Origin of the sequence: Psychrobacter sp. T6-4 (genome assembly GCF_052258425.1) — a bacterium.
Taxonomy (GTDB): Bacteria; Pseudomonadota; Gammaproteobacteria; order Pseudomonadales; family Moraxellaceae; genus Psychrobacter.
In genome coordinates, this window is the sequence record NZ_JBQQEZ010000011.1 from 26,366 (window position 1) to 42,348 (window position 15,983).

General features: G+C 46.2%; 15 protein-coding genes. 8 read left to right on the forward strand and 7 right to left on the reverse strand.

The annotated features are described in order from the left end of the window. Nucleotides 1-270: 270 nt before the first annotated feature. Nucleotides 271-1,119 (forward strand): aldo/keto reductase, encoded by an 849-nt coding sequence (locus ACTXGE_RS08920; protein WP_443543145.1) that lies wholly within the window; start codon nt 271-273, stop codon nt 1,117-1,119. A 111-nt stretch (nt 1,120-1,230) separates the two neighbouring features. Here the strand turns inward: ACTXGE_RS08920 and ccmE are convergent, their stop codons facing one another. The 5 genes from ccmE to ccmA form a co-directional block, all read right to left on the reverse strand. Continuing rightward, on the reverse strand, nt 1,231-1,731 hold the full coding sequence (gene ccmE, locus ACTXGE_RS08925; RefSeq protein ID WP_317199192.1) for a cytochrome c maturation protein CcmE: 501 nt from the start codon (nt 1,729-1,731) through the stop codon (nt 1,231-1,233). A gap of 143 nt (nt 1,732-1,874) precedes the next feature. Beyond that, complete coding sequence (ccmD, locus tag ACTXGE_RS08930) at nt 1,875-2,153, reverse strand: heme exporter protein CcmD (protein WP_435949632.1); 279 nt, start codon at nt 2,151-2,153, stop codon at nt 1,875-1,877. Nucleotides 2,154-2,169: 16 nt separating this feature from the next. Beyond that, a complete protein-coding gene (gene ccmC / locus ACTXGE_RS08935; protein WP_317199193.1) occupies nt 2,170-2,958 on the reverse strand; it encodes a heme ABC transporter permease CcmC in 789 nt (262 codons plus the stop codon). A 156-nt stretch (nt 2,959-3,114) separates the two neighbouring features. Further along, nucleotides 3,115-3,789, reverse strand: coding sequence for a heme exporter protein CcmB (locus tag ACTXGE_RS08940; protein ID WP_317199277.1), 675 nt, complete (start codon nt 3,787-3,789; stop codon nt 3,115-3,117). Between the two features lie 93 nt (nt 3,790-3,882). Beyond that, nucleotides 3,883-4,542, reverse strand: a complete 660-nt coding sequence (gene ccmA, locus ACTXGE_RS08945; protein WP_435949633.1) for a heme ABC exporter ATP-binding protein CcmA — start codon at nt 4,540-4,542, stop codon at nt 3,883-3,885. Between the two features lie 146 nt (nt 4,543-4,688). Here ccmA and ACTXGE_RS08950 point away from each other — a divergent pair, with 146 nt between their 5' ends. From ACTXGE_RS08950 to ACTXGE_RS08965, 4 genes are all read left to right on the forward strand, one after another. After that, nucleotides 4,689-5,759 (forward strand): hypothetical protein, encoded by a 1,071-nt coding sequence (locus tag ACTXGE_RS08950; protein WP_443543148.1) that lies wholly within the window; start codon nt 4,689-4,691, stop codon nt 5,757-5,759. 56 nt (nt 5,760-5,815) lie between these two features. Further along, on the forward strand, nt 5,816-6,517 hold the full coding sequence (locus tag ACTXGE_RS08955) for a YbjN domain-containing protein (protein ID WP_435949636.1): 702 nt from the start codon (nt 5,816-5,818) through the stop codon (nt 6,515-6,517). An 80-nt stretch (nt 6,518-6,597) separates the two neighbouring features. Beyond that, nucleotides 6,598-7,527 carry a histone deacetylase family protein gene (locus ACTXGE_RS08960; protein ID WP_443543150.1) on the forward strand — a complete coding sequence of 310 codons (930 nt, stop codon included), beginning with the start codon at nt 6,598-6,600 and terminating at the stop codon, nt 7,525-7,527. Nucleotides 7,528-7,569: 42 nt separating this feature from the next. Next, nucleotides 7,570-7,776, forward strand: a complete 207-nt coding sequence (locus ACTXGE_RS08965; RefSeq protein WP_443543152.1) for a DUF2905 family protein — start codon at nt 7,570-7,572, stop codon at nt 7,774-7,776. A gap of 62 nt (nt 7,777-7,838) precedes the next feature. Here ACTXGE_RS08965 and ACTXGE_RS08970 read toward each other — a convergent pair whose 3' ends face one another. Together ACTXGE_RS08970 and coaBC are read right to left on the reverse strand one after the other, a co-directional pair. After that, nucleotides 7,839-8,621: a TSUP family transporter gene (locus ACTXGE_RS08970; protein WP_443543154.1), complete on the reverse strand. Its 783-nt coding sequence runs from the start codon at nt 8,619-8,621 to the stop codon at nt 7,839-7,841. A gap of 36 nt (nt 8,622-8,657) precedes the next feature. Beyond that, nucleotides 8,658-10,028 carry a bifunctional phosphopantothenoylcysteine decarboxylase/phosphopantothenate--cysteine ligase CoaBC gene (gene coaBC, locus ACTXGE_RS08975; protein WP_443543156.1) on the reverse strand — a complete coding sequence of 457 codons (1,371 nt, stop codon included), beginning with the start codon at nt 10,026-10,028 and terminating at the stop codon, nt 8,658-8,660. Between the two features lie 141 nt (nt 10,029-10,169). Here coaBC and radC point away from each other — a divergent pair, with 141 nt between their 5' ends. From radC to ACTXGE_RS08990, 3 genes are all read left to right on the forward strand, one after another. Further along, nucleotides 10,170-10,853, forward strand: a complete 684-nt coding sequence (gene radC / locus ACTXGE_RS08980; protein WP_443543158.1) for a RadC family protein — start codon at nt 10,170-10,172, stop codon at nt 10,851-10,853. Between the two features lie 257 nt (nt 10,854-11,110). Beyond that, the gene (locus ACTXGE_RS08985; RefSeq protein WP_443543160.1) at nt 11,111-14,113 is read left to right on the forward strand and encodes an acyl-CoA dehydrogenase; all 3,003 of its coding nucleotides are present in this window, start codon (nt 11,111-11,113) and stop codon (nt 14,111-14,113) included. Between the two features lie 449 nt (nt 14,114-14,562). After that, nucleotides 14,563-15,939, forward strand: coding sequence for a dicarboxylate/amino acid:cation symporter (locus ACTXGE_RS08990; RefSeq protein WP_317199203.1), 1,377 nt, complete (start codon nt 14,563-14,565; stop codon nt 15,937-15,939). Nucleotides 15,940-15,983 lie beyond the last annotated feature (44 nt).

Below are 15,983 nucleotides of genomic sequence, written 5' to 3' on the forward strand. Positions count from 1 at the left end.
AATAATCAATCTATTTACTATCTAATTCAACTATACCATAAGGGATTTATTAAAACCCTTATATAAGTAAGGTTTTGTAATGGATTAAATTTATGTACTACAAAGTGACGTTACAGCCTGTTTGTCCTTTGTAGGAAACCGTCACTCCCGCTTTCATCTGATTGGGACTACGCTTATAGTGAATGGACTAAGCGATAATTTGCTAATGTTTTAGTTAAGTTGTCGTTTTTTAGTTTTCATGATTAAGCTAACAATTATAAGGATAATAATATGAGTACTAAAACTTATAACATTCGCACAGCAGGACAGGCTAATATCCCCGTACTTGGACTAGGTACATGGCAGTCAACCGGACAAGACTGTATCGATGTCGTTAGCCAAGCGCTACAGATGGGCTATGAGCATATCGATACTGCTCAAGCTTATGGTAATGAGGTCGAGGTGGGTCAAGGTATCAAGCAATCAGGGGTGGCGCGTGATAAATTCTTTTTAACCACCAAGATCTTTCCTGATGATATGAAGTTTGAACCAGAGAAACTGGTGGCAGCGGCTAAACGCTCTTTAAAAAATCTAGATACCGATTATGTGGACCTATTATTACTACACTGGCCTGATGATCGTGTGCCATTAACTGAGACCATTCCAGCCTTGTGCGAGCTACAAAAGCAAGGCTTAACGCGTAATATCGGCGTCTCTAACTTCAATATTGCCAATATTATTGAAGCTAAAAAGTACGCTGACGTACCGATTGTGGTCAACCAAGTTGAGTTTCATCCTTTCATTAAGCAAGAGACTTTGCAGACTTTTTTGAACAATCATCATATCTTGCTAGAAGCTTACTCGCCATTGGCACGCGGTGATGTGTTCGATAATGACATTATAAAAGACATTGCTGACAAGCATGGCGTGACGCCAGCACAGATATCATTGGCTTGGATACTATCAGATAAAGACCGTATTGCTATTCCAAAGACATCGAATCCAGATCATCTACAAGGCAACTTGGACGCCATCAACGTCAACCTCAGTACTGATGACATAGAACAGATTAGCAATCTAGCTACTAGTGACGGTCGCAAGATTAAGCATCCTGATTATTCGCCCAAATGGGATGACTAATGTTAGAAATTAAGTCCCTTTTGAAGTAAAACGTTGATCGCAAAAAAGCCACTGATATCACTATCAGTGGCTTTTTGTTTGAGGCTAGCTATCGCCTTGAACAGATAAGCTTTACTGTTGCAGCGTTTGCGTTTCATGAATGGGCTGAGCAGGATTATATTGCTCAGAGGTTGGCGTTACCCCATTGCGGTTGTTCTCTTTCATCGATTTAGCAACCTCTGGCGGCATGTAGTTCTCATCATGCTTCGCCAAGACTTCACCTGCGACAAAGGTCTCACCTTGCATTTTTCCCGTAGCGACCACGCCTGAATTTTCAGCGAATAAGTCGGGCAAGATACCTTGATAAGTGACAGGGACAGTCGCCGCAAAATCGGTAATGGCGAACTGCACACTCAAAGGATCATCAGGCGCGCGCTGTACACTACCGGCGACTACCATACCGCCTGCCCGAATGCGTTTATCTTGCGGCGCCTCGCCTTGCGATATGGCTGTCGCATCAAAGTAGTAATCTGTCTGCTGGCCTATTGCGTATAGCACTAGCACTACCGCAACGGCAGCACCTGCTAGCGTAAACATGACCCACATTAGTTTTTTGCGTCGAGTTGCATTCATAGCACTACCTCATTGACGAATCTTTAAACATCGAGTTAACTCTTTAACCAGTAAAATAGCACCGTGTCTAATGGCTATTGCTTAGTGAGTATATGGGAGCGTCTTATCTCATAATCAATGAGCGCTACTGTGATTCATAAAACTTATAAGACGTTTGACTTATTACCTGATGTCGCATTAGTTTTGCTCGTGGTGCTTTTACTTATAGTACTTTTACTCGTAGTACTTTTACTCATAGTACTACGCTGCGCCTGACGGACTTGTTGAATACCCAGCTGCTTGATAAGCGCTTGTCTTTGGCGGCGACTGTACCAGATAAATATCAGCATAGCGCCAACCGTAATCGCCCAGCACGACCAGACAAAAACGCCGTGATCGCCCATAGCGATAAACTCAGAAAAACTATAAAAATAAGGCTGCATGCATTACCCTCGCAGGCTATTTGTGTTGACCACGTATGTATTCTTTGACCCAAGCTTTACCTTGATCGCGTTGCAAAATCAGCGTATTAGTACGATATATAGCAAGCGTAGCAACGAGCAAATAGCTACCGACTACCATAAGTAGTAGCGGCATCCACATATCTGCGGACATCTTTGGTGCTTCGGTCAACGTAAAGGTCGCGCCTTGGTGCAGGGTATTCCACCACTCAACCGAGTACTTGATGATCGGTAGATTGACTGCGCCGACGACGGACAGGATCGCAGCAGCTTTACCGCGATTGGCCGTGTGCTCAAATGCTGCAAAAAGTGCCATCACGCCTGCGTACAAAAACGCCAAAATCAACATAGAGGTCAGACGCGCATCCCACACCCAGTAGGTGCCCCACGTGGGCTTAGCCCAGATAGATCCTGTCAGCAGACTCAGTACACATAATAAAAACCCTATCGGCGCTAGTGCTTGCGCAACCAGATTAGCGGTTTTTATTTTCCATACCAAATAAATCACCCCAAGTACCGCTAAGGCAAAGTAGATGGAGATGGCGATACTCGCTGCCGGTACATGAATAAAAATGATGCGATAGCTGTTGCCTTGCAAGTAATCAGGCGGCGCAAAAGCCAAGCCCCAAACACTGCCAATAAGCAAAAATAAAGTGGCCAAAACACCCAACCACTTCACCCAAGGCGCAAAGGTGCGAAAGAACTGCTTAGTCCCTACTGTGGTCAAAAAGCCTTGCCAGATGCGCTGCCACAAGCTAGGAGATGAGACGTTATTTAAATTGGGCATGTAGAACACCTATTACGTCTTGTAGTGATAAAAAGAGGTGTGTTGACAAGAGATATCAGAAGGCTACTCACATAAAAATGTATCGCTTCTTTTAGCGCTATTATAGCAAAGTTGTCAGTCGCCGCCATATGGTTAGTTTACCGATAGGGCAAATCATCAGTTTAACCAAGACATCTTAAGCGTCAAAGCAATGACCCAAGGCGTCACTAATACCGAGACGATACTACCTGCCAATAGCAGCGCTAATACAGGCAAGCCATTAAGACCAGTTGCAAATAGATCGACTGCGCCAGTCGCAAAGATTAATACGGGCAGCTGCATCGGTAGCGCAATCAGCGGCACGAGTACCGCGCCATTTTTGAGCGATAGCGTCAAGCTACTGGCGATAGCAGATAACATCAGCAGCATCGGACTACCTGCAATAATGGACGCCAGCAAAATACCCGCATCAAACCAGCTCAGTCCAAATAAAGGTACAGAAAGCAGGCTTAATACTGCGACGATACCACTACTAAACAGCCAGTGAATCGATAAGCGAATAAGTACCCATAAAGGCAAAGAGGCTTTTGCCACGACCAATTGCGCAAGCGTACCATTATCAAGTGCGGGCTTAAATAAACCATCAACGCCCATAACCAAAGACAACAAGGCGGCAATCCACACCGCAGGCACGCCTAAGCGCTGCAAGAGCTGCGGCTCAGTACCGACCGATAGAGGAAATAAAGTAATGATGACTAAGAATAAAACCAAAGGATAAAGCCACTGCACTGCGCCTTGTTGCTTGACTTGCCATTCGCGTCGCCACAACTGCCCAAAGCTGATTTGACGCATAGCAATACCATTTGCTTGGCTATTTATGCGCCGCGTATCTGCATTAGTCACTAAAGGTTGTACTTGACTCTCTAACATCATACATCCCTTTACTTAAACCATGGACTCTGACAAGTCGAGCACGTGATCGGCGACGCCAACCGATTGATGGCTGGTCATGAGTATCGACCCTCCTGCCGCTGCAAACTTGCATAATCTGTGCTCCATTCGCGCCACCATATCCACATCTAATGCGGTAAAGGGTTCATCAAGTAGCCACAGCGGCGTCATCTGTGGCGTTAACAAATACAGCCGAGCTAAGGTAATGCGCCGCGTCTGCCCTGCAGATAGATGACTTGAGCTCAATGCCTCAAACCCTTGCAACCCGACCCATTCTAATGCCTCATCAATCTCAGCGAGCGTTGGTGATACGCCATACAAATTAAGCAAAAACGTCAGATTCTGTGCCACAGTGAGGCTTGGATGAATGCCTAATTGGTGCGAGACATAGAGCGGCTGCACAGGCAGCCCTGCTTGACCTTGGTAATGCACCGCACCTGTTAACACGGGTAACAGCCCCGCTAGTTGCATTAGTAGCGTCGTCTTTCCCGTACCATTAGCCCCTATCAGATGGCAAATACTACCCGCCGCCAGCTCAAGATTTACCCCAACGCACAACGGCAACTCGCCGCGCTGGACGGTTAGATCCTCAAGCGTTAATGTAGTCATATTGGTATCAGAATCAGCTAAAGGATGCACAGGCAAAGCGGTCATCAAGATCTCTTATTATTTATCCGTTATAAGCGCGTATTGATTAAAGCGCATACATCTATTACAACAATAATCAGCACAAACCGTGCGTCCGTTCATGGCATAATCTAACATTATAACAAATTGTTGACTACTAGGCCTTAAAACATATGCAAAGCACCTTTATCGAAACACCCTCGTCTACCACAAACGACTTAGCAAACCTTGCAAGTATAGACGGCTTGATACAGGCACAAGTCACCTTTATGCAAGAGTGGTTACGCGGGCAGGCTGAGCCACTAGCACTTGAGGCCTGGCACTGGCTCGCCGCGCAGCCCATGAGCCGCTATATCAATAGTGAGGATATCCAGCGCTTAATCAACCACTGGCTTCTCACCCATCCGCTTAGTGATGTGATGCGTCAAGACATTCGCGATATTATGCATACGGTGATGTATCATCCCGTCAATGACAATATGCCGCTACGTGAGCTGGTCGATGATACCCAAATCGAGACTCTTGCCACTTATATCGGCAGTCACGATGAGCAGCGTAATGCTTTGATTCACAGCTTTATCGGTAATGAAGCATTCGCTGAGCTGCTGACGCAAACACTGTATCATGCTATCAATGATTTTATGGAGACGACGCTTGATAAGGCGGGCGGCGTGGGTAAGCTTATGAAAATGGGCCGCAGCTCGTTTGAAAAAGCCACCAATAGCAATCTCGATGGAAAACTGCAAACTTACTTGCATCGCAATATCAAAGATTTGACTCGCCGCGCTGAGAGCAATGCTAAGGCGCACTTATCAAACGAAGAAGTCACGCGTATGCTAACAACAGGCTGGGCGCGCATCAAAGACAAGCCAGTCAGCGAGCTACAGACTTATCTCAGCGACGAGCCAAATCACAGCAGTATCGATCATATCGAAGCAAGCCTCCAGCAGAGCTATAACCGCCTGCGTATATCGCCCTATCTGCACAGTTTGATAGCCGCGAGCATAGAGACGTGGTATAGCAATCATCAAGAGGATACTTTTGCTACTTTGGCGAGCAGCTTACATATCGATGCGCAAGCAGTAGCGCAAGGTAGCCAAGCCCTACTACCCCTTGCTCATGATGCTATTGACAGCCCTTGGTTTAGTGCGCATATCAGCCAGATGCTGCAAGCTTTTTATGCGCAAGATGCTATTAAGAGTAGTTTGGCGAATGGGCTTGGGTCTGATAGTTCAGATCAGTAATCGCTTGCTCTGTACCTTTTATTTATTGTTCACTATAACCAGTCATACCTGTAATTATGAGCCAAGACAACAAACTCAGCTTATGGCAAAAACTCAAACGGTTATTGACCTCGCCTGCGCCGCAGCCTATTTATAGTGATGAGGCGCAAACGTCTGAGGCAGGACTGGGTCGTGAAACGGGACACAGCAGTGAAAAAAAGCCGAAGATATCTTTAGTGAAATCGCGCCCTACTACTCCTATCGTCGATACCATCAAACAGTTTTTGCAGAGCAAACAGTGGCATTATACGTATTATCGTCCTAGGGCTGATGATACTCAGCAGTCGCATCATTTGTCCTTGCGTATGCGTAACGGACGTCTTGACTGCGGATATCTATTTCGCATACAAGAGACAAACGCTTTACTCGCCGTTTATGGCATTTTGCCCTTTGTGATTCCTGAGAGTCATCAAAGCGCGGCGATGCTACTGATCACCCAAATCAACTACGACATGATCATAGGTAATCTGGAGATGGACGTCAATGATGGCGAGATACGCTTTAAGAGTGCTATCGATGTCGAGGCTGTTGGCATAAACGATACTATTATTGAGCAACTGCTGCAAAGCGTCGTGGCAATGACGACCGTATCCTTTGAGATCTTTGATGACTTACTCAACTTTGAGAATCCAAGCGAGGACATGCAAACTTTACTGCTAGAGCTGCGGCAACAATCAGACGCTAGAACCTTTTATTTACCGACGCAGTTTGTGCAGTAGTTATTTATAAATGAATAGCGTCCTTTATTATTCTAAATGCGCCAAAATCCTTTTTTTAAAACCGAAAATTCTTAAACATTATGCTAAAAATTGCCTACTCCGATATCTTTCGCTACTCGGTGCCTGACAAGCACCGCTTTCCTATGCAAAAATATACTATGATTCCTGAGCGCCTGCTGCGTGAGGGTACAATCACCACCGATAATTTCTTTGCACCCAAGCGCTTGAGTGAAGATGAGATTTTGACTACGCATACAGCCGAGTATTGGCACAAACTCAAGACCCAAACCTTAACGCGTAAAGAGGCGCGTCCGATCGGGTTTGAGATGACGCCTGAACTGGTAGATCGTGGTCGTCATATTGCTCATGCCACTTATGAATGTGCGCGGTTTGCCCAGCAGTATGGTGTGGCAATGAATGTTGCAGGCGGTACGCATCATGCCTTTGCCGATCATGGTGAGGGCTTTTGTGTGCTCAACGATGTCTGTATCGCCAGCAACTTACTGCTTAATCGCGGACAGGCAAAAAAGATCTTGATCGTAGATTTGGACGTACATCAAGGCAATGGTAATGCCAGTATCATGGCGGATGAGCCACGCGTTTTTGTCTTTAGTATGCATGGCGCCAAAAACTATCCGTTTCGTAAAGAGGTCTCTGATTTGGATATCGAATTTGCTAACGATACAGGCGATGAGGATTATCTACAGGTGCTGCATGAGACCCTGCCGCGTTTAATCCGTAATGTCGCACCCGATATGATCTTTTATCAGTCAGCGGTAGATGTATTGGCAACGGACAAACTTGGTAAACTTGGACTGACCCAAGCAGGGTGCATGGCGCGCGACGAGTACGTCTTGCGTCAAGCAAAGGCCGCCAATATTCCAGTGGCTATCGTCATGGGCGGCGGCTATTCAGAAGATATTGAAGATGTGGTTGAGGCGCATTGCAATACCTTTCGTATCGCGCAGCAGATTTACTTTGATAAAACCACTCAGCACAACGAGGCATAAGAACAATGCGAAAAAAATAAGGCTAAAAAAGGAGTCGTTATTATGGCAAAAATAGTCATTCTTATTGGTATTTTACTCGTGATCATCGGCGTTATTTGGCTGCTATTTCCAAGTATGTTTTCTTGGATTGGTAACATACCAGGAGATATTAGGCACACCTCAGGCAATACCCGCGTGTACTTCCCGATTGTCTCTATGATTATCATAAGTATAGTAGCGACTATCGTTTTAAACTTATTTAATCGCTAAAGGTATCGTTAAAAGCATCGTTGAACAATGATCACACTTTACACAATTAAAAAACCTGCTAACTACAAAAACGCCATAACGCCCTGCCAGCCTACCCGCAACCCAAGTACTGTCAAAATGATTAAAATAAGCTGACGAAAGCGTGCTTGTGGCAGGTAACGACGCATACGAATACCGATCAATAGCGCGACAACGGACAAAACGCTAAGTAGCGCAATCAATTGCCACTCTGCGAGGCTTAGCGCCATGATAGGCTCACGCAGGACGATAATTTGCGCGACTTTGCCTAATAGATAACACATGTTGCCAACTTTGGCGATGGTGTTTTTATCGTCGCTGGCAGACAACAGATACATCATCAATATAGTCGACATAGCATTGGTCGAGCCGCCGATAATACCTGCGCTAAATCCCACGATAATCAGCACAGGCTTGGTATTAGGTAGCGTGATTTGCTTGCCAAGTAAGCTGCTGATCACGTAATAGCCAATCACCGCCGCTAGCAGCAGTAAAATATAAGCGCTATCAATCCAAAGCAGTAACTGAGCGCCCAAGATACTCCCAAACAAACTGGTTAACGCAAGCAGCCAATAGCGCTTGCCGTAATAAATAAAGTTTTGCCAAACAGTGCGCCCGCCACCCGCCAGCCATGTCATTGCATTGAGTAATAAGGAGGGGAAAATCACGAGGACGATGGCATACGGCAACGGATATAGACTAGCCAAAGCCGTCGTCGTCACTAGCGTCACGCCCAGACCGCTTATGCCATGTAGCAGTGATGCCAGCGCAAAAATCGCCAGCAACAATAGCATCTGCATGCTGTCGCTATCGACCGCGGCTGTCATAGCGCTAAAAGGAAGGCGACTGTAGTGACAATATTACTAGCCATGCCTGCGCTGCCAGAGGGTCTCACCGATGATGGTAGTGAGCTGCTTTGCAATATCATCTTTACTGGCTTTATCTAAGCTTATCGCCTCGCGCTCATAGTCTTTGGCAAAAAACACCTGCATAGCATTATCGTCACTCGCAAAACCGATATCTGCGCGTGAGACATCATTACAGGCGATGATATCTAAGTCTTTGGCGACTAGCTTGCCGCGCGCGTAGTGCTCGACATCTTGCGTCTCAGCAGCAAATCCCACTACGAATAGCTCAGGATGCGCCAAGGAAATCGTCGCTAAAATATCAGGGTTTTTGACTAGGCTTAGCGTCATGGCGTCTTGGGTTTTTTTGATCTTTTGCGGCGCGGCTTCCTCAGTACGATAATCAGCCACAGCAGCGGTGGCGATAAAAATATCAGCTAAACGTGTACCGTTATTGTCGTGCGTATTGTTATCGATTTCTACATCATCACAGTCGCAGTCTCCGTGCTCATGAAGATGAGCGTGCGCGGCATGATCTTGCTGATCTAAATCTGATGTCTTGTTTATAGTCGCTATCGCGCTATGCGTCCCCTCAACACACTGCTGCGCAGCGACGAGCATGTCTTTTGCCGACAGCACATCGATACGCGTAACACCCAGCGGCGTCGGTAGCGCTACCTTGCCACCTGCAATTAGAACGACCTTGGCACCTGCGTATTGACATGCTTGCGCCAAAGCAAAACCCATCTTGCCTGATGAGTGATTGGACAAATAACGTACTGGATCTATCGCCTCAACGGTTGGGCCTGCGGTGATGACCACGCGCTTACCCGTGAGCAGTTGCGGAATACGTCTTTGGGCGTTAAATAGTAGCACCTCGCTAAGCAGCTGCTCAGGCTCAGGCAATCGCCCAGCGCCCACATCGCCGCACGCTTGCTCGCCGCTCGCAGGATCGATGATATGATAATTCATATCGCGTAGGGTCTGTATATTGAGACTGACCGCAGGATGCGCCCACATCTGCTGATTCATCGCAGGCGCTATGATGACAGAGGCTGTTGTCGCTAGGCACACCGTCGTGAGCAAATCATCTGCCATTCCCATCGCTAGGCGTGCCAGCGTATTGGCAGACGCAGGAGCGATAATGACCAGATCGGCCCATTTGGCCAGTTCAATATGACCCATACCCGCCTCAGCCTCTTCATCAAGTAATGAGGTATGCACCTCGTTACCCGTCAAGGCCTGCAAGGTTAATGGCGTGATAAAGGCCTGCGCGCCAGTTGTCATAATGACGCGCACCTCAAACCCCGCTTTGATTAAAAGACGAGCGAAAAAGGCAGATTTGTAAGCGGCAATACCGCCAGTAATGGCGAGGACAATATTTGACATAAGCAAGTCATCAATAAGTAAATGAGTGTAAAGGACAAAAATGGTTCATATAGTAACAATTATGCGCTAAATTAGATAAGGTTTCGCGTACTTAAAACGACGAACCTCTATTTAGGACAAAAAAGCAAACAAGGAAGCATAATGGCGATTAAAGACTGGCATGAAGATGATAGGCCGCGTGAGAAGCTGCTCAAATTTGGTGCCGCGCACTTATCAGATGCTGAAATATTAGCAATATTTTTGCGTACGGGCACGCCCTCGCAGTCCGCTATTGAGCTGGCACGCTCCTTGATTGATCACTTTGGTAGTCTAGCAGAACTCTTGGCTGCACCCAAAGAGACGGTACTCGCCTGTCACGGTATCGGACCTGCTAAATACGCGCAAATCCTAGCATCCTTAGAGATGGGTACGCGCTATTTAAATAGTAAACTCAAAACGGGTCAAGCGCTGGGTCGCTCGCAAGTGGTCAAGGACTATATCAGCACCCAACTGCGCGGCGAGCATCGTGAAGTGTTTGCTGTACTTTGTCTCGATAATGCGCTCAACCTTCTCAACTTTGAGATACTCTTCACAGGCGGTATCTCGTCTTGCTCTGTATGTATCAAGCATGTACTGCGTCATGCGCTCAGTCATGCTGCCAGTCAGCTTATCATCGCTCACAATCATCCACACACCGGCGCTGCACCCTCAAATGCGGACAATCTACTAACTTCTGAGCTCAAAAAAGCTTGTGATTTGCTAGATTTATCTCTAATAGATCACATTATCGTCGGTCGCAATGAAACCTTATCTTATGCAGAGAGTAGTCTGGCGCCGTTTTATTAAAATTTACTTACATTTTTAATGTCACCCAAAATAGCAATTAATGGGGCATCATATTGACTAAAAAGCCTTACAGCTATTGGCATCCGTCTTTATCGATACATATCCTCGACATAGCGTTGCATTTTATCTATTGATAGTTGTCAAGAAGGCTTTCATAGTAGAAGCTATATTTGTGTAAGTAATTTGTAGACTCTATACCTTCTTAACAGTCTTTACTATTTACTATACCTATTCTTGCTATCAAAAAGGAGACAGTCATGGCGATTGGCTTATTTGTTCTAGCAGTACTTATTCAGCTAGCCATGATTCTGGCTATCTTCTTACTGTCCTTATCTAGAGTTACTGGCAGCATTGTCGCTATTGTCACAGTGATTGTCACCGCTTTTATTAGCCCTTGGTCATTGATATTGGGCGCGCCTATTGCGCTGTTATGCCTTGTACTGCTTGTTACGCCTATTCGAAAGGCTCTTATCACTAAGCCTGTCTACAAGACTTTGGCTGGGGCAATGCCAAGCATGAGCGATACCGAGCGCGAAGCCCTTGATGCGGGCACCAGCTGGTGGGAAAAAGAGCTGTTTATGGGCGCACCAAACTGGGATACCTTTGCTCAGTATCCTTATCCTACGCTGTCTGAGAGAGAGCAAAGCTTTATTGATAATGAAGTTGAAACCTTGTGCGCTATGCTCGATGAGTGGCAGATCACTACTGAATACAAAGACTTATCACCGCAGGCTTGGCAATTTATCAAAGACAATGGCTTTTTGGGACTGATTATTCCTGAAGAATACGGCGGCTTGGATTTTACCTCTTATGCCCAAAGCCGAGTCATGAGCAAAATCGCCTCACGCTCTCCGACCGCTGCAGTCAGCTGCATGGTACCAAACTCCTTGGGCCCAGGCGAGCTACTCATGCATTACGGTACAGACGAGCAAAAGCAGCGCTGGCTACCAGGATTAGCTAATGGGACAGAGATTCCCTGCTTTGGTCTAACAGGACCAGAAGCAGGTTCTGATGCGGGCGCTATTCCTGATACAGGCGTGGTCTGCTACGGCACTCATGACGGCGAGCAAGTGCTTGGACTGCGTATGAACTTCTCTAAACGCTGGATTACTCTTGCCCCTATCGCAACGGTCGTTGGACTCGCCTTTAAGATGCATGATCCAGAAGCGCTACTTGGCGATCCGAACAAGACAGATTATGGCATTACCTGCGCGCTCGTGCCTGCTGAGCATGAAGGCGTCGTTATCGGACCGCGTCATTACCCTAGCGGCTCGCCCTTTATGAATGGTACGGTCGATGGTAACGATGTATTTATTCCCTTAGATTATATTATCGGCGGCGTTGAAAACGCGGGTCGCGGCTGGCGTATGCTAATGGAGTGTCTAGGCGTAGGACGCGGCATCTCTTTGCCTGCGCTGTCGACATCAGCGAGCGAGATGAGCTATTTGTCTGTGGGCGCCTTTGCCAAAGTGCGTGAGCAGTTCAAAATCTCAGTCGGTAAGTTTGAAGGCGTACAAGACGCGACGAGCCGTATTGCCAGCCAGACTTATATGTTAGAGGCCTTTCGTCACTTAGTGACTTGTGGCCTTAATCAAGGCGGCACGCCGTCTGTGATGACTGCTATGGCAAAATATTATGCGACCGAAACTATGCGCGGCGTGGTTAACGATGGTATGGACGTGGTCGGTGGGCGCGCTATTCAAATGGGTCCGCGCAATTTTTTGGCGATTCCTTATCAAGCGATACCCGTTTCTATCACTGTTGAGGGCGCAAATATTTTGACCCGATCTTTGATGATATTTGGTCAAGGGGCGATGCGCTGTCATCCCTACCTGTTCGATGAGTTACAACTACTGCAAAGCGAGGACAAACAAAGCGCGCTCAAAGAGTTTGATGGACTATTCTTTAAGCATTTAGGCTATACTTTTAACCGCGGCGCTAGAGCCTTTGTTGCAGGATATCTCGGTGGTAGTGGTAAAGCGCCAAGCTTTGCCGACAAGTTTACTCGTCCCTACTACAAACATATCAATCGCCTAAGTGCCAGTTTTGCTTTGACCGCTGATATGGCGCTTGGCCTTTTGGCAGGCGATCTCAAGCGCAAAGAGATGCTCTCAGGGCGCTTAGCAGATATTCATGCTCATCTGTTTATTGCCACAGCTATTTTGCAATTTTATGAGCATGGCAGTAAGTCAGAAGCGGAGCGTTTGCACGCAGAAGTCGCTCTACAAAATAGCTTATATACTATTCAAGAAGCCTTTGAATCTTTCTTTGAAAATTTCCCGAATCGTATGGCAGCGGCGCTCGTTGGGTTTGTCACCTTCCCGAATGGGCGCATCTTTACCCCGCCAAGCGACGCGCTCAAAACCAAGCTTGGTGATACCTTTATGGATGATTTTGAGTCCAATCCATTTCGGGATTATCTAAAAACGATGGTGTATTACAATACTGAATCTGATGATGTTACAGGCCGTATGGAGAATGCCTATCAAGCGCTATTATCCATAGAACCCCTATGGCAAAAGTTCAAAAAGGCAGAGCATAGCGGAGAGTTTGAGGGTTTAACCTTTGAGGATCACGTGGTTCATGCCAGCCAAAGTGGGGAGATTAGCGAAGATGAGGCGGAGCAACTCATCAACTATAATGGGCTACGTTTTGATTCGTTATTGACCGATGTGTTTGACGAGCATCTTTTAGAGGCGCAAGAGCGCTATAACCCGCATACGCTTGAAAACGCAGTCAATCAGCTTACAGATTACGCGCAGCTCAAGAGTGAGGCACAAGCGGCTCATAGCGTTGAGTCAACAACACAGGCTAATGACGCTACTGATAACAATCATAGCGAAGGTACTGCTCAAAGCCATGACGCCAGCACTGATAATATTGAGGCTGCCGCACATACTCATGAGTCGACAGGCGACGCCAATCCCAATCACGGTTATGAGAGCGATGGTGATATCGAGATGACCCGTGAGCAAGACTCGCTAGACGAGCGTCAAGTACAGACTGACTTTAGCGACGCAAATCCTGATAAAGAAGCGCTTGACCATCGCCACCGCGATGTTGATTCTACTCGTTATCGTGATGCTGAATCTATATTGAACGCGCGTATGAGTAGCAACCATAGTCGCGGTGATGTGGAGAGTACAAATAACATAGATAGTAGCGATGCTAATGACCATCATGACGCTATAGAGCAGCAAACGTCAGATACTACCCATTGGCAAGATGGCTTACGCCGTGATGAAAGCGACAACGCTTAACATTCTTAAAGCCATAAAACATTGAAGCTGTGACACTTCAAAATTTTGATTGGTGGTAAAAAATAGACAATATCGTAGCGTTTAAACTAAGCAGGACTCCCCTTTATCGGTAGTCCTGCTTTTTTAATGTCTAAATTAAAATTTCTTATAGTCACTCTTTTAAGTTTTAGAATAATAAATAGCAATAAACATCAATAGCAACGGCTTATGCAAAAGTGCACTGCAATAAGTGATAAAAATTTCTTGCACTGCCCCAAACAATTCTTTTATATTGAAGGCGTAAGTGTAACAATAGTCAACGGACTGGCGCATTTGTATATACGTCGATCGTCTAATAAATGGATATGATGTTGCTGTTTTGATGCATTGTTTTTATGTCATAGCAAGGATGCTAATAACGATAACATTAAATTGACTACTGTCAGGCACACAATTAAAGGATATATCTTATGTGGAAAAATATGGGACTGACGGGCAAGATCATCGTTGCCATGGTGCTCGGTATCATACTGGGTCTGGGTATAAACTATTTTGGATTAAATGCAGAAGGCAGTTTTGTTAATACTTATTTTACCAATGGCTTTTTGGCTATTATCGGTAAGTTATTTGTCAACTCGCTTAAGATGCTAGTTGTACCGCTAGTATTAATCTCCTTGATTTGCGGGGTGTGTGGTATCGGCGATATTCGCCTGCTCGGTCGTATCGGCACCAAAACCTTTATGATCTATATGATGACCACAGCGCTGGCCATTGCGACTGCTATTGGTTTGGGTATCCTCTTTGGTATCGGTAAAGGCATGGATGTAGCCACCGAAGCTGAATTTGAGGCAGCAGCAGCGCCACCTCTACTTGATGTCTTCTCTAACATTATCCCCTCCAACCCCATTAGCGCAATGGCGAATGGCGATATGCTATCGATCATCTTTTTTGCAGTATTGATCGGTATTAGTATCTTGATGGTAGGCAAACCTGCCAAAGGCTTAGTGCAAAGCTTAGAGCTTATCAATGAGGTCATCTTAAAGATGGTGACTATCATTATGAATCTTGCGCCTTATGGTGTCTTTGCGCTACTAACCAAAGCGATGGCAGAGCTGGGTTTAGATCTCATCTGGTCACTGCTCGGTTATGTTGCGGTGCTAGTGGGCTCACTGGCCTTCCATTTTTTCATTACTATGATGATCGTCCTCAAGCTGTTCTCAAGGTTATCGATCAAAACCTTTTTGGCAAAAATGCGCGAAGTACAGATTTTTGCATTTAGTACTTCAAGCTCGAATGCGACGATTCCGATTACTCTGCGTACCGTAACTAAGCGCATGGGCGTGGACAACTCAGTGGCCTCCTTTACTGTACCCTTTGGTGCAACGATCAATATGGATGGTACGGCAATTATGCAGGGAACGGCGACTATCTTTATCGCCAACGTCTACGGTATTGATCTTGGGGTGACTGAATATCTGACCGTGATTTTGATGTCCGTACTTGCCTCTATTGGTACGGCGGGTGTGCCAGGCGTAGGGCTTATCATGCTCTCTATGGTGTTCTCGCAAGTGGGTCTTCCTATCGAAGGTATCGGTCTCATATTGGGTGTTGATCGTATTCTCGATATGCTACGGACAGCGGTGAACGTTGGCGGTGATGCGGCAGTGACCACGATCGTCGCTAAGTCTGAGAATAAGATGAACGTGGCAATCTACAACGATCCTTTTGCTGGTGCCAAAGACGTCTTTGATGGTCATATCGATGAAGAGAACGAGCGCGAATTCTCCAAAGTGTTTAGTGATGGTCTCATGGGGAGCGAATACGATGATGTCGATCGACGTCGCTAATTGACTCACAAAAACAAAAGACTCACCCAAAAAAAGACCTCAGT

Bases quoted from the DNA above. Each gene is read 5' to 3' on its own strand.
- ACTXGE_RS08920 (WP_443543145.1), top strand. From the start codon at position 271: ATGAGTACTAAAACTTATAACATTCGCACAGCAGGACAGGCTAATATC.
- ccmE (WP_317199192.1), bottom strand. From the start codon at position 1,731: ATGAATGCAACTCGACGCAAAAAACTAATGTGGGTCATGTTTACGCTA.
- ccmD (WP_435949632.1), bottom strand. From the start codon at position 2,153: ATGCAGCCTTATTTTTATAGTTTTTCTGAGTTTATCGCTATGGGCGAT.
- ccmC (WP_317199193.1), bottom strand. From the start codon at position 2,958: ATGCCCAATTTAAATAACGTCTCATCTCCTAGCTTGTGGCAGCGCATC.
- ACTXGE_RS08940 (WP_317199277.1), bottom strand. From the start codon at position 3,789: ATGCGTCAAATCAGCTTTGGGCAGTTGTGGCGACGCGAATGGCAAGTC.
- ccmA (WP_435949633.1), bottom strand. From the start codon at position 4,542: ATGACCGCTTTGCCTGTGCATCCTTTAGCTGATTCTGATACCAATATG.
- ACTXGE_RS08950 (WP_443543148.1), top strand. From the start codon at position 4,689: ATGCAAAGCACCTTTATCGAAACACCCTCGTCTACCACAAACGACTTA.
- ACTXGE_RS08955 (WP_435949636.1), top strand. From the start codon at position 5,816: ATGAGCCAAGACAACAAACTCAGCTTATGGCAAAAACTCAAACGGTTA.
- ACTXGE_RS08960 (WP_443543150.1), top strand. From the start codon at position 6,598: ATGCTAAAAATTGCCTACTCCGATATCTTTCGCTACTCGGTGCCTGAC.
- ACTXGE_RS08965 (WP_443543152.1), top strand. From the start codon at position 7,570: ATGGCAAAAATAGTCATTCTTATTGGTATTTTACTCGTGATCATCGGC.
- ACTXGE_RS08970 (WP_443543154.1), bottom strand. From the start codon at position 8,621: ATGACAGCCGCGGTCGATAGCGACAGCATGCAGATGCTATTGTTGCTG.
- coaBC (WP_443543156.1), bottom strand. From the start codon at position 10,028: ATGTCAAATATTGTCCTCGCCATTACTGGCGGTATTGCCGCTTACAAA.
- radC (WP_443543158.1), top strand. From the start codon at position 10,170: ATGGCGATTAAAGACTGGCATGAAGATGATAGGCCGCGTGAGAAGCTG.
- ACTXGE_RS08985 (WP_443543160.1), top strand. From the start codon at position 11,111: ATGGCGATTGGCTTATTTGTTCTAGCAGTACTTATTCAGCTAGCCATG.
- ACTXGE_RS08990 (WP_317199203.1), top strand. From the start codon at position 14,563: ATGTGGAAAAATATGGGACTGACGGGCAAGATCATCGTTGCCATGGTG.